Source organism: Caulobacter segnis (assembly GCF_019931575.1).
Lineage (GTDB): Bacteria > Pseudomonadota > Alphaproteobacteria > Caulobacterales > Caulobacteraceae > Caulobacter > Caulobacter segnis_C.
Genome location: NZ_CP082923.1, coordinates 3757338 through 3779564, shown reverse-complemented (window position 1 = coordinate 3779564; position 22227 = coordinate 3757338). Strand labels below are relative to the sequence as shown.

General features: G+C 68.7%; 18 protein-coding genes. 6 read left to right on the top strand and 12 right to left on the bottom strand.

The window, feature by feature from the left end:
* Window positions 1-83 precede the first annotated feature (83 nt).
* Window positions 84-923 carry a shikimate dehydrogenase gene (locus K8940_RS17365; protein ID WP_223391324.1) on the top strand — a complete coding sequence of 280 codons (840 nt, stop codon included), beginning with the start codon at window positions 84-86 and terminating at the stop codon, window positions 921-923.
* On the opposite strand, the gene K8940_RS17360 is transcribed toward K8940_RS17365, so the two are convergent.
* From K8940_RS17360 to K8940_RS17335, 6 genes are all read right to left on the bottom strand, one after another.
* A complete protein-coding gene (locus K8940_RS17360) occupies window positions 920-2809 on the bottom strand; it encodes a bifunctional sugar phosphate isomerase/epimerase/4-hydroxyphenylpyruvate dioxygenase family protein (RefSeq protein WP_223391323.1) in 1890 nt (629 codons plus the stop codon). The two genes, K8940_RS17365 and K8940_RS17360, sit on opposite strands and share 4 nt — an antisense overlap.
* Before the next feature lie 125 nt (window positions 2810-2934).
* The gene (locus tag K8940_RS17355; protein ID WP_223391322.1) at window positions 2935-4692 is read right to left on the bottom strand and encodes a thiamine pyrophosphate-binding protein; all 1758 of its coding nucleotides are present in this window, start codon (window positions 4690-4692) and stop codon (window positions 2935-2937) included.
* Between the two features lie 46 nt (window positions 4693-4738).
* Entirely contained in the window at window positions 4739-5569 is an 831-nt protein-coding gene (locus K8940_RS17350; RefSeq protein WP_223391321.1) for a citryl-CoA lyase, read from the bottom strand.
* Entirely contained in the window at window positions 5569-6771 is a 1203-nt protein-coding gene (locus tag K8940_RS17345; RefSeq protein ID WP_223391320.1) for a CaiB/BaiF CoA transferase family protein, read from the bottom strand. The genes K8940_RS17350 and K8940_RS17345 overlap by 1 nt, the downstream gene beginning before the upstream one ends.
* Window positions 6768-8249 carry an aldehyde dehydrogenase gene (locus K8940_RS17340; protein ID WP_223391319.1) on the bottom strand — a complete coding sequence of 494 codons (1482 nt, stop codon included), beginning with the start codon at window positions 8247-8249 and terminating at the stop codon, window positions 6768-6770. The genes K8940_RS17345 and K8940_RS17340 overlap by 4 nt, the downstream gene beginning before the upstream one ends.
* A 153-nt stretch (window positions 8250-8402) precedes the next feature.
* Window positions 8403-9224, bottom strand: a complete 822-nt coding sequence (locus tag K8940_RS17335) for a sugar phosphate isomerase/epimerase family protein (RefSeq protein WP_223391318.1) — start codon at window positions 9222-9224, stop codon at window positions 8403-8405.
* A 149-nt stretch (window positions 9225-9373) separates the two neighbouring features.
* Here K8940_RS17335 and K8940_RS17330 point away from each other — a divergent pair, with 149 nt between their 5' ends.
* Window positions 9374-9814 (top strand): type II 3-dehydroquinate dehydratase, encoded by a 441-nt coding sequence (locus K8940_RS17330; RefSeq protein WP_223391317.1) that lies wholly within the window; start codon window positions 9374-9376, stop codon window positions 9812-9814.
* Between the two features lie 340 nt (window positions 9815-10154).
* Window positions 10155-13013 carry a TonB-dependent receptor domain-containing protein gene (locus K8940_RS17325; protein WP_223391316.1) on the top strand — a complete coding sequence of 953 codons (2859 nt, stop codon included), beginning with the start codon at window positions 10155-10157 and terminating at the stop codon, window positions 13011-13013.
* Between the two features lie 86 nt (window positions 13014-13099).
* Here K8940_RS17325 and K8940_RS17320 read toward each other — a convergent pair whose 3' ends face one another.
* The 3 genes from K8940_RS17320 to K8940_RS17310 all read right to left on the bottom strand — a co-directional run bounded on the left by K8940_RS17320 (window position 13100) and on the right by K8940_RS17310 (window position 15204).
* Window positions 13100-13666 (bottom strand): shikimate kinase, encoded by a 567-nt coding sequence (locus tag K8940_RS17320; protein WP_223391315.1) that lies wholly within the window; start codon window positions 13664-13666, stop codon window positions 13100-13102.
* Entirely contained in the window at window positions 13659-14447 is a 789-nt protein-coding gene (locus K8940_RS17315; RefSeq protein ID WP_223391314.1) for a winged helix-turn-helix domain-containing protein, read from the bottom strand. The genes K8940_RS17320 and K8940_RS17315 overlap by 8 nt, the downstream gene beginning before the upstream one ends.
* Window positions 14448-14553: 106 nt before the next feature.
* Window positions 14554-15204, bottom strand: a complete 651-nt coding sequence (locus tag K8940_RS17310) for a TetR/AcrR family transcriptional regulator (RefSeq protein WP_223391313.1) — start codon at window positions 15202-15204, stop codon at window positions 14554-14556.
* A gap of 303 nt (window positions 15205-15507) precedes the next feature.
* On the opposite strand from K8940_RS17310, the gene K8940_RS17305 reads away from it, so the two are divergent.
* Both K8940_RS17305 and K8940_RS17300 read left to right on the top strand, forming a co-directional pair.
* Window positions 15508-17508, top strand: a complete 2001-nt coding sequence (locus K8940_RS17305; RefSeq protein WP_223391312.1) for a pyrroloquinoline quinone-dependent dehydrogenase — start codon at window positions 15508-15510, stop codon at window positions 17506-17508.
* Window positions 17509-17531: 23 nt separating this feature from the next.
* Window positions 17532-18524, top strand: coding sequence for a ThuA domain-containing protein (locus K8940_RS17300; RefSeq protein WP_223391311.1), 993 nt, complete (start codon window positions 17532-17534; stop codon window positions 18522-18524).
* A 77-nt stretch (window positions 18525-18601) separates the two neighbouring features.
* On the opposite strand, the gene K8940_RS17295 is transcribed toward K8940_RS17300, so the two are convergent.
* Window positions 18602-19198, bottom strand: a complete 597-nt coding sequence (locus K8940_RS17295; protein ID WP_223391310.1) for a YceI family protein — start codon at window positions 19196-19198, stop codon at window positions 18602-18604.
* Between the two features lie 22 nt (window positions 19199-19220).
* Window positions 19221-19589 carry a hypothetical protein gene (locus K8940_RS17290; protein ID WP_223391309.1) on the bottom strand — a complete coding sequence of 123 codons (369 nt, stop codon included), beginning with the start codon at window positions 19587-19589 and terminating at the stop codon, window positions 19221-19223.
* A gap of 234 nt (window positions 19590-19823) precedes the next feature.
* On the opposite strand from K8940_RS17290, the gene K8940_RS17285 reads away from it, so the two are divergent.
* On the top strand, window positions 19824-21122 hold the full coding sequence (locus K8940_RS17285) for an MFS transporter (protein WP_223391308.1): 1299 nt from the start codon (window positions 19824-19826) through the stop codon (window positions 21120-21122).
* Here the strand turns inward: K8940_RS17285 and K8940_RS17280 are convergent.
* A complete protein-coding gene (locus K8940_RS17280; protein ID WP_223391307.1) occupies window positions 21119-22168 on the bottom strand; it encodes a hypothetical protein in 1050 nt (349 codons plus the stop codon). The genes K8940_RS17285 and K8940_RS17280 overlap by 4 nt on opposite strands.
* Window positions 22169-22227: the final 59 nt, after the last annotated feature.

Here is a 22227-nt window from a genome sequence, read left to right as displayed (position 1 = left end):
CGAAGATGACTCAATGAACTATCTAGTTCAACCGTTCGGCTTGGCATTGGCCCGCCGGACGGAAAAAATGGGGTGGATGCGCGATGACGCAGTTTCGGGCGGGCCTGATCGGCTCGGGGATCCAGGCCTCGCTGACGCCGGCCATGCACGAGGCCGAGGGCGCGGCGCAGGGCCATGCGTACCGCTATGACCTGATCGACACCGATCGCCGGCCGGAGCCGCTGGCGGACCTGCTGGACTGGGCTCAGGGGGAGGGGTTTTCGGGGCTCAACATCACCCACCCCTACAAGCAGGCGGTGATGCCGCTGCTGGATCGCCTGGACCCGGACGCGCAGGCGCTGGGGGCGGTCAACACGGTGGTGCTGCGCGACGGCTTGCGGGTCGGCCACAACACCGACTGGTCGGGCTTCGCCGAAGGGCTGCGCCGGACCCTGCCGGACGCGCCGCTGGGCGCGGTGGTCCAGCTGGGGGCGGGCGGGGCCGGTTCGGCGGTGGCCTACGCCCTGCTCAAGCGCGGCGCCGCGCGGCTGGCGATCTTCGACAACGACGCGGCCAAGGCCGCCGACCTGGTCGCGCGGATGGCGGCGCTGTTCCCGGCGGCCGAGGTGGTGGTCGGCCACGACCTGGCCACGGCGGTCGCCAATGCCGACGGCCTGGTCAACTGCACGCCGGTGGGCATGGCCAAGTATCCCGGTGCGCCGCTGCCGCTGGAGTATCTGCGTCCGTCGCTGTGGGTGGCCGACGTCGTCTATTTCCCGCTGGAGACGGCGCTGCTGGCGGCCGCCAGGACCAGGGGCTGCGCGGTGGTCGACGGCGGCGGCATGGCCGTCTTCCAGGCGGTCGAGGCCTTCCGGCTGATTACCGGCCTGACGCCGGATCCCGAACGGATGATCGCCAGCTTCAAGCGGCTGCTGACCGCCTAGTACAGGGCGGCGGCTGGCGCGGCGCGGGTCTGGGCGGCCATCCGCACCGCCGCGTTGGGCGCGCCGTACTGGTCGTAGCCGCCGCGCCGCTCGACCAGCTCGAAGAAGAACCGGCCGTCGAACAGCTCGGTATAGACGTGCAAAAACTCGCCGCCCTGCTCGTCGCGGTCGTAGAGGATGCCGTTCCGCGCCAGCCGGTCGACGAGGTCGTCCGTGAGGCCGAAGCGCGCGGCCAGGTCGTCGTAATAGTTGCTGGGAATGGCCAGGAACCGCGCGCCTTTCTGGGTCAGGGCCGCCGTGGCGGCGAAGATGTCGTTGGTGGCGAAGGCGATCTGGTTGACCCCCGCGCCGACGAAGGTGGTCAGCGACCGCGCCACGCTGGTCCGGGCGCTGTCGGAGAAGCTCAAGGGGAAGCGCACGCTGCGCTCGGCGTTGGCCATGGCCCGGCTGCGCACCAGGCCGTAGGGGTCGGGCAGGTCCCAGGACTCGGCCGGCTCCAGGCCCAGCACTGCGCGATAGAACAGCTGCCAGCTGTCCATCTGCCGCGCCGAGACCGCCTCGCCGATATGATCCACGCCGCTGATTACCGCGAGATCGGCGAAGTCGGCCTCGGGGATGAACTCGTCGGACGGGTCGAAGTCGTCGGGCACGGCGTAGAGCAGGCTGCCGTCGGGTCGGCGGATGGCCGGCATCGGTCGCTCCTCGGCGCCGGTGCGGCCCTCGTGACGCGCGCAGCCGAAGGCTTCGGCGCGGGCCAGGAACCGATGCGCGTCGTCGAACTTCAGGCCCACCGCGCAGACCGACGGGCCGTGCAGCAGGTAGAACGAGTGGGCGAACGACTCCGGCTCGGCGTTGACGGCGATCATCACCGGGCCCTGCCGCCACAGTGTCACGGCCTTGGTGCGATGGCAGCCCCAGGGGCTGAAGCCCAGGGCCTTCAGCTGATCGGCCAAGGGACCGGCCCCCATGCCGCCGACCGCGAACTCGATGAAGGCCATCCCCGAGACCCTCGGGGCTTTGGGCGGGTCGACCAGGGCGACCTCGGGGCGCGGAGCCTCGGGATGCTCGGCCAGGCGCTGGCGCACGCGCTCCTCCAGCCAGATCAGCGAGCGCATGCCGTCATGGGCGATCTGGCGCGGCGGCGAGGCCTGGAACTCGTCGTTGAAGATCTCCAGCGAGACGGGGCCCGTATAGCCGGCCTCCAGCGCGGCGGTCAGGAAGCCGGCGACGTCCAGGTCGCCCTGTCCGGGGAAGCAGCGGAAGTGGCGGCTCCAGGCGCGCAGCTCCATGCCCAGGCGCGGGGCGTCGGCCAGTTGCACCCAGAAGATCCGCTCGGCGGGCACGGCGGCGATGGTCGCCAGGTCGTCGTTGATCGCCAGGGTGTGGAAGCTGTTGAGCACCTGGCCCAGGTGCGAGTGCGCCGCCTTGGCCACGATCTGGCCGGCGCGCGAGACGGTCCGCACGTGGTGACCCCAGGCCAGGGCCTGGTAGCCGATCTTGAGGCCCCGCCGCGCGGCGCGGTCGGCCAGTTCGCGCAGCTGGGCGGCGGCCAGGACGTCGTCGTCGATCGCCGCCGTCGAGACGTTCGAACAGACCAGCAGCAGCGGCGCGCCCAGCTCGGCCATCAGGTCGAACTTGCGCTCGGCCCGCTCCAGGCTGCGGACGAAGGCCTCGTCGGGCATCGCCTCGAACTCGCGGAATGGCTGGAAGGCGGCGATCTTCAGGCCCAGGTCCTCGGCCTGGCGGCGGATGTCGCGCGGCGTGTCCTCGCTGAACAGGACGTCGTTCTCGCACAGCTCGACCATGTCGTACTTGGCCGCGGCGGCGGCCTGGAGCTTTTCCTGCAGGGATCCGCTGAGCGACAGGGTGGCGATCGAACGGAGCACGGGATCCTCCAGCGGTCTTCTTGCAAAAACGTTTTGGGCCGGAACGGCGACGCGACCGATCCGACCCTATACGAACTGTTTAGGGGGTAAAGGCGCCGGAGGTGGAGCTCCGGCGCCCTCCCGGCTCAGGTGGCGACGTGGTGCACGTGCTTCCCGGGCGAGTAGATGTCCATGATGTTCCAGTGACCGGTGGTCGGGGTGGGGACATTGACCATCTGGACGTCGATCACGCAGGGGCGGTTCGCCTTGATGGCCGCGTCCAGAGCCGGCTTGAACTCGTCGGCCTTGGTGATCTTGATCCCGTCGACGCCGTAGGCGCGGGCGATGGCCGCGTAGTCGGGCGAGTAGGGCGCGCCGTTCTTCTCGAACACCGTGCCAAGGGTCGTGCCGAAGTGGGCCTTCTGCAGGCCGGCGATGGTGCCGAAGGCGAAGTTGTTCATCACCACCCAGATGACCGGGATGTCCTCCTCGAACGCCGTGGCCAGCACCGCCGGGTTCTGGCCGAAGCCGCCATCGCCGACCAGCGAGACCACCACGCGGCTAGGATCGGCCAGCTTGGCGCCCAGGGCCGCCGGGGCGCCGAAGCCCATGGTGGCGAAGCCGCCCGGGGTCAGCACCGAGCCTGGCTCGTAGATCGGGAACTGCTGGCCCACGCCGTTCTTGTTCCAGCCCACGTCGGTGGTGATCACCGCGTTGCGCGGCAGCAGTTCGCGGACCTCGGCCAGGATGCGCTCGGGGCGCATCGGGAACTGGTCGCTGGCGCAGGCCTCGGCGTTGTCGCGCAGGAAGGCGGCGCGATTGGCGGCGATGTCGGCGCGCAGGGCGTCGTTCTTTCGGCCTTCCGGATAGAGACGCCGGGCCGCCCGGTTCAGCACCTTCAGCGCATTCTTCAGGTCGGCGACCACGCCGATCTCGGCGGGATAGTTGCGGCCGATCTCGTCCGGGTCGATGTCGACATGGATCAGCTTTGCGCCGGGGAAGTTGAAGGTGTAGCCCGACTCCCAGGAGCTGCAGTCGGCTTCCTTGAAGCTGGTGCCCAGGCCCAGGATGTAGTCGGCGGCCAGGCAGGTGTCGTTGGTGAAACGCGTACCCCAGAAGCCGGTCATGCCCAGGGTCAGGTCGTGGTCATCGGGCAGGGTTCCCTTGCCCATCAGCGAGTGGGCGACCGGCAGGCTCAGGTGGTCGACGAACGCGGCCAGCTCGGGGGCCGCGTCGGCCAGGTTCACGCCGCCGCCGACATAGACCAGCGGGCGCTCGGCGCCCGTCAGGGTCAGGACGATGCGGTCGGCGGTCTCTTCGTCGATCGAGGGCTTCTGCAGGACTTTTGTGTGGGCCTTCAGCCGCTCGAACAGGGCGACGTCGATCTCCATCGAGAAGATGTCCATCGGCACCGAGACCAGCACCGGACCCGGGCGGCCGCTGGCGGCCAGCTGGAAGGCCTTCTCCAGGATCTCGGGGAAAAGGTCGGGGCGATCGACCCGCCAGGCGCGCTTCACGAACGGGCGATAGATCTCGTACTGGGCCGCGTCGGCGTGGAGATTGACCTCCTGGTGCGGATGCTTGCCGTAATAGTGGCTGGGCACGTCGCCGGCGATCACCACCATCGGGATCGAGTCCAGGGCGGCGTTGGCCACGCCCGTGGCGGCGTTGGTCAGGCCGGGGCCGAGATGGCTCAGCACCACGGCCGTCTGACGCTTGACCCGCGCGTAGCCGTCGGCGGCGTGCGAGGCGATCTGCTCGTGACGAACGTTGACGAACTTGATCCTGCTGCCTTCCAGAGCGTTCAGGACGGCGATGTTGGTGTGGCCGCACAGCCCGAAGAGGTGCTCGACGCCGCGATCCTCCAGGTACTTCACGAGTTGATGCGAGATCAGCTTTTTCATCGCGGGGCTCCAGGTCCGCCGGTCGGTCCGGCGGGCGATTTCAGGGTCATCGGGTGAGGGTGCGGCCTTGCGGGCCGGTGTAGGTGAAGGGGATGTCCTTGGGCATCGGACCCTTGATCCGCTGGCCCTGCTGGGTCTGCTCCCAGGCGTGGGCCAGGATCCCGACCGAGCGGGACAGGATGAAGAGCCCCCGGCCCATCGGCGGCGGGAAGCCGAGCTCGGAGAAGATCACCGCCGTGGCCCCGTCGATGTTCATCGGGATGGGCTTGCCCTTGCGGGCGGTGAGGACGCGTTCCACGGCCCAGCCGATCGCCACGTAGTCGCCCTTGACCGCGCCGCTGGCGGCGGCGGCCTCGACCTCGCGCATCAGCGGGGCCGAGCGCGGGTCGACCGGGTGCCAGCGATGGCCGTAGCCGCCGACGATCGGGCCGTGGGCGTCGGCGTAGCGGGCCAGGCCCGTCTCGACGGCCTCTTCGAGAGGCGCGCCGGCGTCCTGGGCGTCCTTGATCCAGGCGAACAGCTCCATGCACTGCTGGCCGGCGCCGCCGTGGACGTCGCCCAGCACGTTGATGGCCGAGCCCATGGCGTTGTTCAGCTCGGCGCCGCAACTGGCGGCCATGCGGGCGATGGCGATCGAGGGGGCGTGCGGGCCGTGGTCGACCGAGGCCACCAGGGCCGCGTCCAGCAGCCTGGCCTGCTCCGGCGAGGGCAGGTCGCCGCGCACCATCAGCCAGATCATCTGCGGGAAGGTGACCTGGCCGATCAGGTCCTGGATCTCGTAGCCGCGAACCGTGATCTGGCCGGGATGGATGTCGATGATGTCGGTCGACCACCAGGCCTTGGCGGCGTCGACGATCTGCTCGGGCGTCTTGGCCATCAGATGATCCCTTGTTCTCGGAAAGCGGCGATCTCGTCCACGCCATAGCCGGCGGCCTGAAGGATCGCGTCGCTGTGCTGGCCCAGGGCCGGAGGCGGGCAGGCCGCGCGGGGGTCCTGGCCGTCGACCTTGAAGCCGCCGCGCGTCACCGACAGCGGACGGTCGAGACCCTGGGTTTCTTCGAAGCTCTGGACCAGGCCGCGCTGGCGCACCTGGGGCAGGTCCAGGGCCTCGGGCAGGCTCAGCACGCGCCCGGCGGGCACCCCGACCTTGTTCAGGATCGGCTCCCAGTCGGCGGCCGACTTGGTGGTCAGGGCGACCTCCAGCGCGTCGGTCAGCTCGGCGCGGCGACGCTTGCGGTCCTCGCGCTTGACGAAGCGGGCGTCGGTGGCGAGCTGTGGCAGGCCGATCGCGTCGCACAGGGCCACGAACTGCTCCTGCTTGTTGGCGGCGATGTTCAGCAGGCCCTCGGCCGTGCGGAAGGCGCCGGACGGGGCGGCGGTGAAGTTGTCGTTGCCGATCGGCGTCGGGGTCTGGCCGGCGATCAGGTAGTTCGAGACCACCCAGCCCATGGTGGCGATGGTCGACTCCAGCATCGAGACGTCGAGAAAGGCCCCGACGCCCGTCCGCTCGCGGCCGACCAGGGCGCTGGCGATGGCGAAGGCGGCGGTGATCCCGCCGATGCTGTCGGCCACCGGATAGCCCACCCGCAGCGGCGCGCTTTCGGCGTCGCCGGTGATGCTCATAACCCCCGACAGGCCCTGGACGATCTGGTCATAGGCCGGCGCGGCGCGCATCGGGCCGTCTTGGCCGAAGCCCGACACGGCGCAGTAGACGAGGCGCGGATTGATCGCCTTCAGGCTCTCGTAGCCCAGGCCCAGGCGGTCCATGACACCGGGGCGGAAGTTCTCGACCAGCACGTCGGCGGTTTCGACCAGGCGGCGGAAGATCGCCTTGCCGGCCTCGGGTTTGAGATTCAGCGTCAGCGAGCGTTTGCCGGCGTTCTGGGCCAGGAACGAGGCGCCCATATTGGCCGCGCTCAGCGTCGCGTCGGCGCCCAACTGGCGGGCCAGGTCGCCCGAGCCGGGCGTCTCGACCTTGGTCACGTCCGCGCCCAGCAGGGCCAGCTGATAGGCGCAGAACGGCCCGGCCAGGACGTTCGTCAGATCCAGGACGCGAACACCGGCGAGAAGCGCGCTCATCGGCGGATGAAGGGGTTGGGCACTTCCAGATCCGACGAGATCCAGACGCACTTGGTTTCCAGATAGTCGTGGACCGCGTTGATCCCCGACTCGCGGCCAATGCCCGAACGCTTGAAGCCGCCGAACGGCGAGGTGAAGCTGGTGGCGCGGTAGTTGTTGACCCAGACCGTGCCGGCCTTGAGCTTGTCGGTGACCAGCATGGCGCGCTTGAGGTCCTTGGTCCAAACCGCGCCGGCCAGGCCGTAGGCCACGTCGTTGCCGATGGCGATGGCCTCGTCCTCGTCCTTGAATTTGATCACCGACAGGACGGGTCCGAAGACCTCCTCCTGGGCGATGCGCATGTCGTTGCGGACGTCGACGAAGATGGTCGGCTCGACGAACTGGGGGCCCAGGTCCGGACGCGCCTTGCCGCCCAGCACGCAGCGCGCGCCTTCGCCCTTGGCGATATCGATATAGCCCATGATCTTGTCGAACTGGGGCTTGGTGGCCACCGGGCCGATCTGGGTCTCCAGGCTGGCCGGATCGCCCAGCTTGGCGGTCGAGACAAAGGCGATCAGCTTCTCTAGGAAGGCGTCGTGGATCGACTCCTGCAGCAGCAGGCGCGAGCCGGCCTGGCAGCTCTGGCCTGTGGCCGCGAAGATGCCCGAGACCACGCCCTTGACCGCCTGGTCCAGGTCGGCGTCGTCGAAGACGATGTTGGGCGACTTGCCGCCCAGCTCCAGGGTGACGGTCTTCAGGCCCTTGGCGGCCAGCTCGTAGATCTTCTGGCCGGCGATCTCGCCGCCGGTGAAGCCGATATGGGCGACGTCAGGGTGCTCGACCAGCGGCGCGCCGACCTCGGGGCCGAAGCCCGTGACGACATTGACCACGCCTGGCGGGAAGCCGGCTTCCGCGAACAAGGCGGCGAACTCGATCATCGAGGCCGAGGTGAATTCCGACGGCTTGATCACCGTGGTGCAGCCGGCAGCCAGGGCCGGCGCCAGCTTCCAGCTGGTCAGGGTGAGGGGAGAGTTCCAGGGGGTGATGATGCCGATCACGCCCTTGGGCTCGTACTTGGTGTAGGCGAACACCCCGGCCTTGTCGGTCGGGATGACGTGGCTCTCGATCTTGTCGGCCAGCCCCGCGTAGTAGTGGAAGTAGTCGCCGACATAGCGGACCTGGGCCACCACCTCGGCGGCCAGCTTGCCGTTGTCGCGGCGCTCGATCTCGGCGATGCGGTCGGCCCTGGCGATCAGCAGGTCGGCCAGTCTGCGCATCAGCTTGCCGCGCGCGCTGGGCGAGATCTTCGACCACTCGCCGGATAGGGCGCGCTTGGCGGCGGCGACGGCCTGGGCGACATCCTCGGCTCCGCCGCGGGCGATCTGACCCCAGACCTTGCCGGTGTAGGGATCCTCGGTCGGGAAGAACTGGCCCGAGCTGGGTCCCACCTCGGCGCCGTCGATATAGAGACCGTACGTCTGGGTCGCGTCGTCCAACATTCGCTCTCGTCTTCCTGTCGCGCTTTCCGTCCCATGATGCGTCCGGACCGTCTGAGCGGGCCCTGGCGCGATCGTTGAGTCAAAATGTACGCACTGTTCCGTTCTTTTGTAACCGGGAAAGTTTGGCGAGGCCGATAAATTCCGCGTCGCAAATTACGAACTAGTTCGTCCGATCGAACGCAGCAAGCTTTTCGTGGCGTCCAGCGCGGCCCGCACCCGTTGCAGGTCCGGCATGCGCGCGGCCAGTTCGGCGTTGGGGATCTCGACCGAGATCGGCGTCTCCGGCGGCAGGGCCAGCAGGATGGTCGTCAGGTCCAGCGCGCCTTCACCCGGCATCAGCCGCGCCGCGCGCGCGGTGTGGATCAGACCCTCTACCGTGCGCGGCGCAGGCGCGGGGGCGTCGGCCAACTGCATGTAGTGGAAAAGACGAGGGGGCAGGGCGGCGATCTCGCCGGGGTCGCAATTCGAGCGGCTGAAATGCAGGCTGTCGACCATCACCCCGGCATTGGCGCGCTCGGAGGCCATGGCCAGGAAGGCTGCGTCCTTCAGGGTCGGCATCTTGGTCCAGGTCAGGAACTCGATGTCGGCGGTCAGGCCGCGCTCGCCGGCCAGGTCGCAGATGGCGACATAGTGGTCACGCAGGCGCGGCCATTCGGGATCGTGGGCCTGGGTCAGGACGTGGCGCGCGCCCAGCTCGGCGGCGGCGTCCAGCATCGGGATGAAGTCTTCCGGCTGGGCCTCGGGCGTCATGCGGATCAGCTCGACGTCCAGCACACCGACGCCGGTGGCCGCGATCCGGGCCTTGGTCTCGCGCATCATCGCGGCGTCGCCGACGATCGGAAAGGCGTCGCCTGGCGTCACCTCCCGCAGCCTCAGACTGGCGAAGTCGTATCCGGCCTCGGCGGCCAGGGTGATCAGGTCCGGCGGGGACGTGTCCAGGGTCGTTAGGTGCGCCAGCGACAGCTTGACACTCATCCTGGTGATCCTCCATGCCGGCTCGGACTCGGCTAACTCCCGAGTTCGTACATTTATGTACCGGTTAGAACAATCGTCCTCGGCCGTCAATTTGCTCCCGGCTCGAGGCTCATGGCGGTCGCCTTTGCCGCGAACCTGGAGATGATGGAATGAGCTTGCCGATCTTCGTGCTGAACGGCCCGAATCTGAACCTGCTGGGCGTGCGCGAGCCGCACATCTACGGCTCGACCACCTTGGCCGACATCGAAGCCAGCTGCCGCGCCCTGGCTGGGGAACTGGGCTACGATCTGGTGTTTCGCCAGACCAACCACGAGGGCGAGCTGATCGAATGGGTGCAGGAGGCGCGCACCGCCGCCAGCGCCCTGGTCATCAATCCGGCGGGCTATGGCCACACCTCGGTGGCGCTGCTGGACGCGCTGAAGAACGTGCCGGGGCCGATCGTCGAGTGCCACCTGTCCAACCCCGCTCAGCGCGAGAGCTTCCGGCATCACACCTACGTCTCGCTGGCGGCGACCGGCGTCGTCGCGGGTTTCGGGGCCGACAGCTATGCGGTGGCGATCCGGGCCGCCGTGGCGGTCCTCAGGCGCTGAAGTTTCACCAGACTCGTGGAGGGCGGACGAACGATGAATGGAATCGTTCGTCTATGGCTCGATTCTAGTCGCCCAAGCGGTTGGTTTTGCGATGTTTCGACCGCGATTTTCACCCTCCTGAAGGGCGTTAATATGCGATGTGTACGATTAAAATTACTCATTAAAAACAATAGAATATAACGTAATTTCACACGGAGAGTGCAAAAGTCATCATTCGCATTTCGACGTTCTGGAACGCTTGACACGGACCAGATAGTACATAATCGTCGGCGCAACAAAAAACTAAGGGGAGTGAAACATGCTTGCGCCACAAGCACGCCGCGTGATCGGCGTTTCCGCCATGTCTCTGATCGTCGCCGCCGGCCTGGCCAGCGCCGCCGTCGCTCAGGATAAATCGAAGGCCGACGACACCTCGGTGGTCGAGGAAGTCGTGGTCACCGGCACCAGCATCCGTGGGGCCGCGCCGGTGGGTTCGGCGCTGGTCGCGGTCGGTCGGGGCGAGATCGAGAAGACCTCGGCCACCACCGTCCAGCAGATCCTCAAGACCGTTCCGTCGGTCGTCGGCGCCGGCTCGGCCGGCCAGGGCAGCTTCGGCAGCGCCGACAATTCGGGCACCAACGCCCCGACCATCCACGGCCTGGGGGCCAGCGCCAGCAACTCGACCCTGATCCTGATCGACGGCCACCGTATCCCGCTGACGGGCATCAACCACGCCCTGGCCGACCCGAACATCATCGCTCCGGGCGCCATCGAGCGTGTCGAGGTCCTGGCCGACGGCGCCTCGTCGGTCTACGGCTCGGACGCCGTGGCCGGCGTCATCAACTTCATCACCCGCCGCAACTTCGACGGCTTCGAGGCCTCGGCCCAGGCCGGCGTCGCCGACCACTACAACACCTACAGCGCCTCGCTGCTGTGGGGTAAGCGCTGGGACGGCGGCTCAGCCCTGTTCTCGTACGGATATTCGGACCGTTCGAACCTGCGCGCCGGCGACCGTGACTTCACCAAGGCCGATCACCGCGCGCAAGGCGGCACCAACCTGGCCTCCTTCGCCTGCGGCACGGCCTCGGTGCAGCCGGCCGGCGGCTCGCTGATCTACGCCGCGCCCTATACCGGCGCGGGCGTGGCCAACGCCGCCGCCAACGCCTTCTGCGACTATTCGGGCGTGGCCGACCTGCTGCCGTCCGAGCGTCGCCATAGCGTGATCGCCAAGGTCAGCCAGGACTTCGGCGAGCGCCTGACCGTCGGCGCCGACGTCGTCTATTCCAAGCGCAAGAACTTCGCGGCCCTGTCGCGCGGCACCGTGACCGCCACGGTCTACGGGCCGGGCAGCGGCAAGGGCGGCCAGATCAACCCGTTCTACGTCAATCCGACGGGCTCGGCGGCCACCTCGCAGACCATCCGCTGGGACGCCAACGACCTGCTGGGCCCGGGCGCCTACGCCGACTCCGGGGCCACCAGCTTCTTCGTCAACGCCCAGGCCCAGTACAAGCTGAACGACAACTTCATCCTGACCGTGGCCGGCACCGCCGGCAACGACGAGAGCCGCGAGCAGCGGGTCGGCGTCGTCTGCGGCAGCTGCGCCAACCTGGCCCTGAACGGCACCACCAACGGCAGCGGCAGCACGACGACCGCCTCGATCCCGGGCACGTCGCTGATCGTGCTGAACAACCCGCTGACCACGGCCAACGCCTTGGACGTCTGGCACACCGGCTCGGCCAACCTGACCTCGCCGGCGGTGCTCGCGGCCCTGAAGGACTCCACGACCACCCAGATCGCCAACCAGACCATGGAGAACGCGCGCGCCAAGATCGACGGCTCGCTGTTCGCCCTGCCGGGCGGCGACGTGCGGATCGCGTTCGGCGCCGAGTACAGCCACTACGGCCTCAAGCAGGACCTGACGCGTCCGACCAACATCGGCCCGGCCTCGACCGGCTCGGCGACGGTCAATCTGAACTACGGCCGCACGGTCAAGTCGGGCTTCGTCGAACTGCTGGTGCCGGTCATTGGCGACGGCAACGCCCTGCCGCTCGTCCAGGCCCTGGATCTGAACCTGTCGGGTCGCTACGACAACTACAGCGACTTCGGCTCGACCAAGAACCCCAAGGTCGCCATCAACTGGAAGATGGTCGACGGCGTGAAGATCCGCGCCAACTGGGCCAAGTCGTTCGTGGCCCCGGCCTTCACCAGCATCGGCTCGGGCAACGGCATCACCGGCGAGTCCGGCTACGGCGCCTTCGGTCAGGGCACGGTGAACGTGCCGATCTCGGCGTTCCCGGGGGCGGCGTCGCTGCCCGGCTGCTCGTCGACCGCGACGACCTGCGCCATCGGCACCACCATCACCGGCATCCAGCTGAGCGGCGGCAACGACCAGCTGCAGCCGCAGCACGGCAAGACCTGGGCGGTCGGTCTCGACCTCAATCCCGGCTTCCTGCCGGGGGCGCGCCTTTCGGTGACCTACTGGGCCTCGAAGCTGACGGGCGGCATCACCGCGCCGACCCCGTCGCTGGCGGTGAACTCGCCCGACCTGAACTCGCTGCTGATCATCTATCCGACCGGCGCAACGCCGGCCCAGATCGCCGCGGCGGCCGGGACCCTGCCGCTGACCAGCGCGCTGCCCTCGACGGTCTACTTCATCTACGACTTCCGTCAGCGCAACGTGCTGAACCTGAACATCGCCGGCGTCGACATCGATGGCGGCTACAAGTTCGACACGGACTTTGGCGCGTTCAACATCGGCGGGTCGCTGTCGCTGAAGACCAAGTTCGACCAGCGGATCGGCAGCGGCGGCGTCTTCTCGGTTCTGAACACGACGGGCTTCAACACGACCTTCCCGTCGATCAAGACCCAGGCCCGCGCCAACATCAGCTGGTCGCTCGACAACTGGTCGGCCGACATCTTCGCCAACTACACCGGTTCGTACCGCAACTGGAGCTCGACGACGCAGACGCCGCTGACCCGCAACGCCGCGGGCCTGCCGACGGGCGGCGGCGACAAGGTCAAGGCCGCCACTACGATCGACCTGCACGTGGCCTACGACATCAAGAGCGACGGTTGGCTGGACGGCACGCAGCTGTTCGCCGACGTGGCCAACCTCTTCGACAAGGATCCGACCTTCTACAACAACGCCAACGGCTACGACACGTTCTCGGGTAACCCGATCGGCCGTCTGGTCTCGGTCGGGTTCCGGGCCAAGTACTGACCTTCCATCTCGGTAGGCCCTAGGCGCGGTCGGGCTCCTCGACCGCCCATCACTCCAGCGGCTCGGGCGACGCCCGGGCCGTTCTTTTATGCGCCCAAGTTTCCCGAGCGGAGCCAGGGCAGGCGGGCGCGGAGTTGGGCGGCGAGTTCGGCCGCCGGGCTCTCGACCTTGTCGACGTCGAAGGTCAGGTCGGCGCGGGCGTAGAGCGGCTCGCGCTCGGCGGCCAGTCTTCGCAGGGCGCTCGCCATGTCGTCGCCCGCCAGCACGGGCCGCGCGCGCCTGGAGCCCAGGCGTTCGACGATCGCCTCGACATCCATGCGCACCCAGACAGTGAAGGCTCGCGCCGCCAGCAGGGCGCGCGTCTCGGCCGAGAGGACCGCACCGCCGCCGGCCGCCAGCACCTTGGGTCGGCCGTCCACCAGCCGCGCCAGCACCCGGGCCTCGCCCTGCCGGAAGGCCGCCTCGCCATAGGTCACGAAGAGGTCGTCTATCGACATGCGGGCGGCCGCCTCGATCTCGTGATCGGAGTCGACGAAGGGTAGGGCCAGCTGCCTGGCCAGGCGTCGGCCCAGCGTCGATTTGCCCGCGCCGGTCAGGCCGATCAGGACCAGGGTCCGAGGCTGGAGGCCGGCCGCGCCCGCGCCGTCACCCATGGATGCGTCGGACAGGGGCGCTGAGTTTGTATCCGGAACCACGGCACGTCTCGATCAGGCCCGCGCCGCCGATCGACGCCAGGCGCCGCCGCAGGCGGCTGACGCAGCGGTCCAGGGCCCGGTCGAAGATGGTCTCGCCCAGGTCCGGGGGCAGGCTGTCCAGGATCTCCTCGCGCGAGACCTGGGCGGGCGACCACAGGCACAGGCGCTGCAGCACGGCGGTCTCGACCCGGCCCAGGTGCAGCGGCTCCGCGCCGGGCGCGTGCAGCGCCATCTCGCCGGCGTGGAAGCGGCCCAGCCCGACGATCTGGAAGACGCCGCCCTCGTGGCGGGCCGGACCCCGATGGGGGCGGTGGGCCCCGAGCACGCACTTGATCCGGGCCCACAGCTCGCGGACCGTGCAGTCGTGGCGCACGACGTCGTCGGCGCCGGCCTCCAGCGCGGCGATGCGCGAGGCCAGGTCGTCTCCGTGGTCGATCAGGATCGCGCGGGCTTCTCCGGACAGCCGCCGGCGGTCGTAGAAGCGCTGGTGCGCGCGGTACTGCTCCAGGCCCTCGACGATGAACAGGTCCGCCTTCAGCGGATGGACCTGGGCGGCGGCCGTGTTCGGGACATCCACCACCTGGAAGGCCAATCCGCGCAAGGCCTGACTACGGTCGGCGCAGGGGAGGGCGTCGTCGCCCACCAGCAGGATCACGGGCCGCGCCCGACGCTCATTCCAGGCCGGCCGCCAGGCGCGGTCCGGCGGCGATGAGCGGATGGCGGTCGACGCGTCGATCATGGTCCTTCCCCGATGTCGTCCTGTCTGGACGATCGTTATAAGAACCAGTTAGTACATTATGCGATCAGGTCAAGTTACGTCCGTGACAGGTACGCGCGCGTGGGGGCTAGCGGCCGACCGAGCGCAGGATGGTGTCGGTGATCGAGGCCTTCCGCTTCTCCAGCGCCTCGGCCGACTCCATGTCGTGGTTGAAGATGATGGAGAAGGTGTAGCGGTTGGAGATGTTGAAGAAGCTCAGCGCGGCGATCGACATGTAGAGGTCGATCGGGTCGATGCCATCGCGCATGACGCCGGCGGCCGCGCCGCGCTCGCAGATCCGGCGCACGGCGTTGATGACCACCGAGTTGATCGGCTCCAACGACGGCAGGGTCTTGATGAAGCGGCCGCGCTGCATGTTCTCGGCGATGACCAGGCGGACGTCGTCGGCGTGGGCGTTGTGGAAGTCGACCGTGAAGTGGACCAGCTTGGTCAGGGCTTCCAGCGGCGGCAGGTCGTCGAGGTTCAGGTTGCGCTCGGCGTTGCGCAGGGTCTTGTAGTAGTTGGTCAGGACCTCGAGATAGAGGCCCTCCTTGCTCTTGAAGTAGTAGTAGATCATCCGCTTGCTGGTGCGGGTGCGCTCGGCGATGTTGTCCACGCGCGCGCCGCTCAAGCCGTGCTCGGAGAACTCCTCGGTGGCGACAGCGATAATGTCCTGCTGCGTACGATCCGGGTCGTTCGTGCGCGTGCGGGGACGTTTCTTGACCGCTGGCTTCTTCATCGGGGTTCTTGTTTCTTCACCGGACACTGAGCCTGTTCATCGGGTCTAAGCCCCGCGAACGTCAAGCTTTTCCGCGCGGAATTGTTCGATCGGGGCCCGAATGAACGCCAGGGCCGGAAAAGGAATCCTCACCGAGGCGCATTAAGCACGCACTGGTTCGTACAAAATGGGTTGCCGGAGCTCGCGCGCTCCTCCTAAATGCGACGGCTCGACGACGCGCCAAGACGCGTCCGGCATGGGTGGAAGCAGAGGGCGTCGGCGTCGGTCCCGAGGGGCGATCGCCGGGCTCGCAAGGAGTTCCGGATGAAGAGGTTGCTGTTGGCCCTTCTGGGCGGCGTGTCCCTGGTGGCGGCCGACGCCAGCGCCCAGACCAGGCCCGGCCAGCTGGATTGGCCGACCTATGGCGGCGACCATTCGGGCGCGCGCTATTCCGGAGCCAAGCTGATCACTCCGGCCAACGTCGCGAAGCTGACGCCGGCATGGACGTTCCGCATGCGGCCGGCGGACGCCGCGCCGATCGAATCGGGACCGGGCGGGCCGCCGCCTCCGGGCGCGGCCGCCATGGCCGGGGGGGCTCCGCCCGCGCCCTCGAGCGCCGAACGCGCCCAGGCCCAGGCCGAGGGCGTCGCGCCCCGTCGTCCCCGCAGCCGCTTCGGCCCGTCCGAGGCCACGCCGCTGATGGTCGACGGCCTGATCTACCTGCCCACGCCCTACCGCAAGATCGTGGCCCTGCGACCCGAGACGGGCGAGGCGGTCTGGACCTACGACATGACCACGCCCGGCGTGCCCTCGGTGCGCGGCGTCGAATACTGGCCCGGCGACGGCAAGACGCCGCCGCGCATCGTGTTCGGCACGCGCGACGCCAAGCTGGTCGCGCTGGACGCCAAGACCGGCAAGCCGGCCGAGGGCTTCGGCGAGGCCGGGATCGTCGACATGCGTACGCCCGAGATCCTGAACGGCACCCAGGGTTCGCTGGGCATGACCTCGCCGCCGATCGTCTGGGGCGATCTGATCATCACCGGCTCCAACACCCAGGAGCAGCCGACCCTGGGCGCGGCCGGCGACATCCGCGCCTGGGACGCGCGGACGGGCAAGCTGGTCTGGACCTTCCACACCGTGCCGCGCGCGGGCGAAGTCGGCGCGGACACCTGGGCTGGCGACAGCGCCAAGCAGCGCTCGGGCGTCAATGGCTGGGGCCTGATGACCGTCGATGAGGCGCGCGGCATCGTCTACGTGCCGCTCGGCGCGCCGGCCTGGGACCGCTTCGGCGGCGACCGCAAGGGCGCGAACCTGTTCGGCACCAGCGTGGTGGCCCTGAACGCCAAGACGGGCGAGCGCCTGTGGCACTATCAGGTCGTCCACCACGACATCTGGGACTTCGACCTGGAGGCGCCGCCGACCCTGTTCGACGTCAAGAAGGACGGCAAGACCATCCCGGCCGTCGGGATCGTCTCCAAGAACGGCCTGATGTTCATCCTGGACCGCGTGACGGGCAAGCCGGTCTATCCCGTCCAGGAAAAACCCGTCCCCAAGAGCGACGTGGCGGGCGAGGAAGCCTGGCCGACCCAGCCGTTCCCGTCGGCGCCGCCGCCGCTGTCGCGGATCACCGCCAGCCGCGCGGACCTGGCCGACCTGACGCCCGAGCACAAGGCGTTCTGCGAGAACCTGGTCGACAGCAACAACATTAACCTGGGCGGACCCTACCTGCCGACCGGCGCGGGGCGCACCACGGTGAACTTCCCCGGCACGATCGGCGGGGTGAACTGGGGCGGCGGGGCGTTCGACCCGTCCAGCGGCTACTTCATCGTCAACACCTTCGACCTGGGCCAGATGCAGTCGCTGGTCCCCAACGCCGACGGCCCCATGCCCTTCCGCATGAACCAGCCCTTCGGCCGCTTCTGGCAGCCGACCGGTCGCCTGCCGTGCCAGAAGCCGCCGTGGGGCAAGCTGGTGGCCGTCGACGTCAACAAGGGGACCATCGCCTGGGAAAGCGTCCTGGGCGTCACCGACAGCCTGCCCGAGGCGATCCAGAAGACCGGCCGCCCCAGCATGGGCGGGCCGATCGTCACCGCCGGCGGTGTCGTCTTCATCGGCGCGACCGATGACAGCCGCTTCCGCGCCTTTGACGCCAAGACTGGCGCCGAGCTGTGGTCGACCAAGCTGGAGGCCTCGGGCCACGCCACGCCGATGACCTATGTCGGCAAGGAGGGTCGCCAGTACGTCCTGATCGTCTCGACGGGCGGCACCTTCCTGGACAGCCCACTGACCAGCGACGCGGTCACCGCGTTCGCCTTGCCGCAATGAGGGGCGCCCAAGTGAGGACCGACATGAACCGTCTTCTTCTGGCTCTCGGCCTGGCGACCGCGATCGCCGCTCCGGCCCTGGCCCAGACCGGCAATCCCGGCGGGGCGATCAACGACAACCTCGGGGCCATGGACTACGGCGTCTGCCGCGGGACCGATCCCAAGTGCTTCCACGACTGGCCGCGCGCCAAGTCCGCCAAGCTGAAGGTGCTGCTCTACACCCGCACCGCCGGCCCGCGTCACGCCAACCTGGGCGCGCCGCTGGGGGCGGGGCTGAACCCGCCGCTGGGCGACGACAATGTCGTCCAGAAGGGCATGCTGCGCCTGGCCCAGGAGAACGGCATCGACCTCGACTACACCGAGGACGTCACCCAGATGCAGCGCCTGGTCGGCTACAACGCGGTGATCTTCTTCTCGACCTCGCGCGACAATCTGGACGACGGGGCCAAGACCGCGCTGCGCCAGTACATGCGGGCCGGTGGCGGCTTCGTGGGCGTCCACAACGCCTTCGGCACCCTCTACAACTGGCCCTACTACGAGGGGCTGCTGGGCGGGGCCAACTTCTACGACCACGGGCCGGCGCAGACGGCCGACGTGGTGATCGTCGACGACAAGGACGTCTCGACCAAGGGTCTGCCCAAGCGCTTCGCCATGAAGGACGAGTGGTACAACCTGGTGCCGTTCCCGACCAAGGTGCGCTTCCTGGCGACTGTCGACGAGACGTCCTACACCGCCAAGCCGGGCGAGGGCGAAGGCTTCCCGCCGCCGCGTCCCGGCCAGCCGCCGCGCCCGCCGATGGCGCCGTCCGTCGTGGGCAAGAGCCCGGGGCACGGCACGTTCCACCCGGTCGCCTGGTGCCAGTACTACGACGGCGGCAAGGCCTGGCTCACGACCCTGGGCCACGACCCGGGCGTCTTCGCCCAAAGCGACGCCGACTTCGCCGGCGCCAAGGCCTTCCAGGCCATGGTCGTGGGCGCGATCAAGTCGGTCGCGGGTCAGGAGCCGTTCTGCAGATAGGGCCGGACACGCGCCAGAAAGAAGGGCCGCCGGAGCGATCCGGCGGCCCTTTTCAGTTCGGGGAGGAAGGGGGCGGTTCAGCCGGCCTTCTTGAACTCGATCTCGATGGTCAGGGCCACGTCGTCGCCGATCATGGGGAGCAGGCGGGTGGAGCCGAACTCCGAGCGCTTGATCACGCCCGTGGCCGAGAAGCCCGCGCGCGTGCCGCCGCCGCTGGCCCCGGAGCCGTGGAAGACGACGTCCAGCTTGATCGGCTTGGTGACGCCGTTCAGCGTCAGGTCGCCGCTCAGCACGCCCTTGTCGCCCTGGCGGATCAGGCCGTTGGAGACGAAGGTCGCGGCCGGAAACTTGTCGGCGCCCAGGAATTCCTTGGGGAACTCGGCGTCGGCCTTGTCGTAGCCGCTGTCGAACGAGGTGGTGTCGATGCTGACCTTCAGCGCGCTCTTGTCGGGCGCGGCCGGGTCGTAGTCGAAGGCCGCGTCGAACCGGGCGAAGCGGAAGGTGAAGAACGAATAGCCCTGATGCAGCACCCGGCCGGTGATGCTGGCGTGGGTCTTGTCGACCTCGTAGCGGCCCGCCGGCATCTTGGCCGGATCGGTGTCGGGCGCGGCCGAGGCGGCGAGGGGCGAGAGCGCCAGGAGGGCGAAGGCCGTGACGGCCAGGAAGGACTTCATGGATCGGCTCCGATCGTGTTTGTCAGGGCTTCTTGGACTTGGCGGCGGTCTTGACGACGACGACCTTCGCGGCCGGTTTCGCCGGGGCCGAGGCGGGCTTGGCGGCCGGAGCGGCCTGCGGGCCCAGCACACGCGCCAGATAGGCGACGACCTGGCCGCGCTCGGCGTCGGAGATCACCAGGCCGCGGTCGACCATCTTGTCGATGGCGTCCTGCCAGCCGTCGGCGTCGTGGCGCTCGTTCTCGATCAGCGCGGTGGCGTGGCACGACGAGCACTTGGCGATCACCACGTTGCGGCCCGGACCAGCGGGCAGGGGATCGGCCATGGCGGTCGCTCCCACGCTCACGCCCAGGGCCGCACCCAGCGCGGCGGCAAGCAATACCTTTCTCATACGCGTCTCGACTCCCTTGGACGGGTTCCTTCGACCCGCTCCGAGCCTGCGCCGGCCCGCCTGAACGGCGGATGACAAGGGGACGAAGCGCGGTGGGAACCGCAAATGTACGAACGGGTATGTTAATACGTTCGCGGCCGTTGTATATGGTTTTCGCAAGGGGACGGTCGAAACGTCACCGAACAGCAGAATCAGAAGTCGCGCCATGCGCAGCGACCGTGAAAGCGAGGAAACGTGAGGGCGAATTTCGCGATGAGCGCGGCCGAGCGGCCGACGAAGGTCCGGTTCGTGGTCCTGGCCCTGGTGACTATCGGCACCATGATCAACTACCTGGACCGTACGCTGCTCTCCGTGGCCGCGCCCAGCGTCACCAAGGAACTAGGCATCGACGCGGCGGTCATGGGCCTGATCTTCTCGGCCTTCTCCTGGACCTACGCCGCCGCCCAGATCCCCGGCGGGATCTTCCTCGACAAGTTCGGCGCGCGGCTGACCTACGCGCTGTCGGTGGGCTTCTGGTCGTTCTTCACCTTCCTACAGGGCTTCGCCGGCGGCCTGACCTCGCTGCTGCTGTTCCGCCTGGGCCTGGGCGTGGCCGAGGCGCCCTGCTACCCGGCCAACAGCCGGATCATGAACATGTGGTTCCCCCAGCAGGAGCGGGCCCGCGCCACCGGCGTCTACTCGGTGGGCCAGTATTTCGGCCTGGCGTTCCTCTCGCCCGCGCTGTTCTGGATCGCCGCGACCTTCGGCTGGCGCGCGCTTTTCCTGCTGGTCGGCGTGATCGGCATGGTGTTCGGCGGCGTCTGGTACCTGGCCTATCGCGATCCCGGCGCCAGCAAGAGCGTAAACTCGGCCGAGCTGGCCCATATCGAGGCTGGCGGCGGTTTCGCCAACAAGCTCTCGAGCCAGTCGTTCGACTGGCGCAACATCGGCCGGCTGCTCGGCCATCGCCAGATCCTGGGCGCGTCGATCGGCCAGTTCGCCAGCAACTCGACCCTGGTGTTCTTCCTGACCTGGTTCCCGACCTACCTGGCCACCGAGCGCCACATGGCGTGGCTTAAGGTCGGCTTCTTCGCGGTGCTCCCGTTCATCGCCGCCTCGGTCGGCGTGGCCCTGGGCGGGGTGATCTCCGACACCCTGCTGAAGAAGACCGGCTCGGCCAACATCGCCCGCAAGCTGCCGGTCGTGGGCGGCCTGCTGCTGGCCTCGACCATCGTCGCGGCCAACTTCGTCGACACCAACCTCATCGTCATCGCCATCATGTCGGTGGCCTTCTTCGGCCAGGGCATGTGCAATCTTGGCTGGACCCTGATCACCGACGTCGCGCCCCGCAATTTCACGGGCCTGACGGCGGGCGTCTTCAACCTGTGCGCCAACCTGGCCGGGATCGTCACGCCGCTGGTCATCGGCCTGATCGTGGCCAAGACGGGCTCGTTCGTCTGGGCCCTGGCCTTCATCGCCACCCTGGCCCTGCTGGGCGCGCTCTCGTACGTCTTCGTGATCGGCGACGTTAAGCGGGTGGAGATGGCCGACTAGGGCAACTTGCGCCAGGCCAGGCGCGAAGCGCGGAACGAGCCCAGCCAGAGTTCGTCGCCGACGACCAGCCCGGTCGAGACGTTCGAGAAGTCCGGATCGGCCGGGCCCGAGGCGATCGGCGTCACCGCCAGGGTCGCCGGATCGATCGCGGCGACGGCCCAGCCGCGATGGCAGGCGAGATCGACCTTGCCCTCGACGGCGCGGAACGGACCGCCGCAGGCCGGCTCGTCCGCGACCATGCCTGCGGCGATCAGGCGACCTTCCGCGTCCCAATGGATGTTGTCGGGATGAAAGGCCAGGGCGACCACGCCCGGCGCGGCCCGCGGCCTGTCCAGGTCGAACCGATAGACCGCCTGCAGGCCCCAGGCGACGACGAAGAAGCCCTCGCCGTCGGGCGTCGCCTCCAGGCCATTGTCGCCGGGCAATTCGCTGCCGGGAACCAGCGCGAACGCGGCTGCGCCCGGCGCGCGGCGATAGACCCCGCCGGTCGGCCGGCGCTCGACATTGTCGGCCATGGTCCGGCCAGGCAGGAACAGCACCGAGGCCAGAACCGCGCCGCCCGGGGTCACCGCGACGCTGTTGGCCGCCAGCCCCGGCGGCATCCGCAGGCAGCCACGCCAGGTGAAGGCGGGTTCGGCGCCGGCGGTGTCGACGTCGAACACCTCGATCGCCTCGCGCTCGGCGTGGCTGGCGACGTAGAGGCGGGCAGAGGTCGGGCCGGTGATCTTCAGGTGCAGACCCTGCGACCAGAACCGTTTCGGATCGGGCGGGGCCTGGCAGTCGGGAAAGGCGGCCAGGTCGGGGCGGGCGGCGAGCGGCTCGTCCGGATACCAGCGCCGCCAGGCCTTGGTCGCCACATTGACGACGTGCAGGGCGCCGTGCGGCTTGTCGCGGCCCATGCCGCTGGCCACGATCCAGGCTCCGCCCGGCAGGATGGCCAGGTCCTCGGCGTCCTCGACCCCGCAGACGAACTGAAGCTCGCCCCGCGACACACAGTCGGGCGCGCCGGCCAGGGTGACCGCCATGACCAGGCCCAGTACGCTCATCCGGTTTCCTCCCACGCTTTCATTTTGAATAATGAACCATTTCGAACATAGTGCGTGGC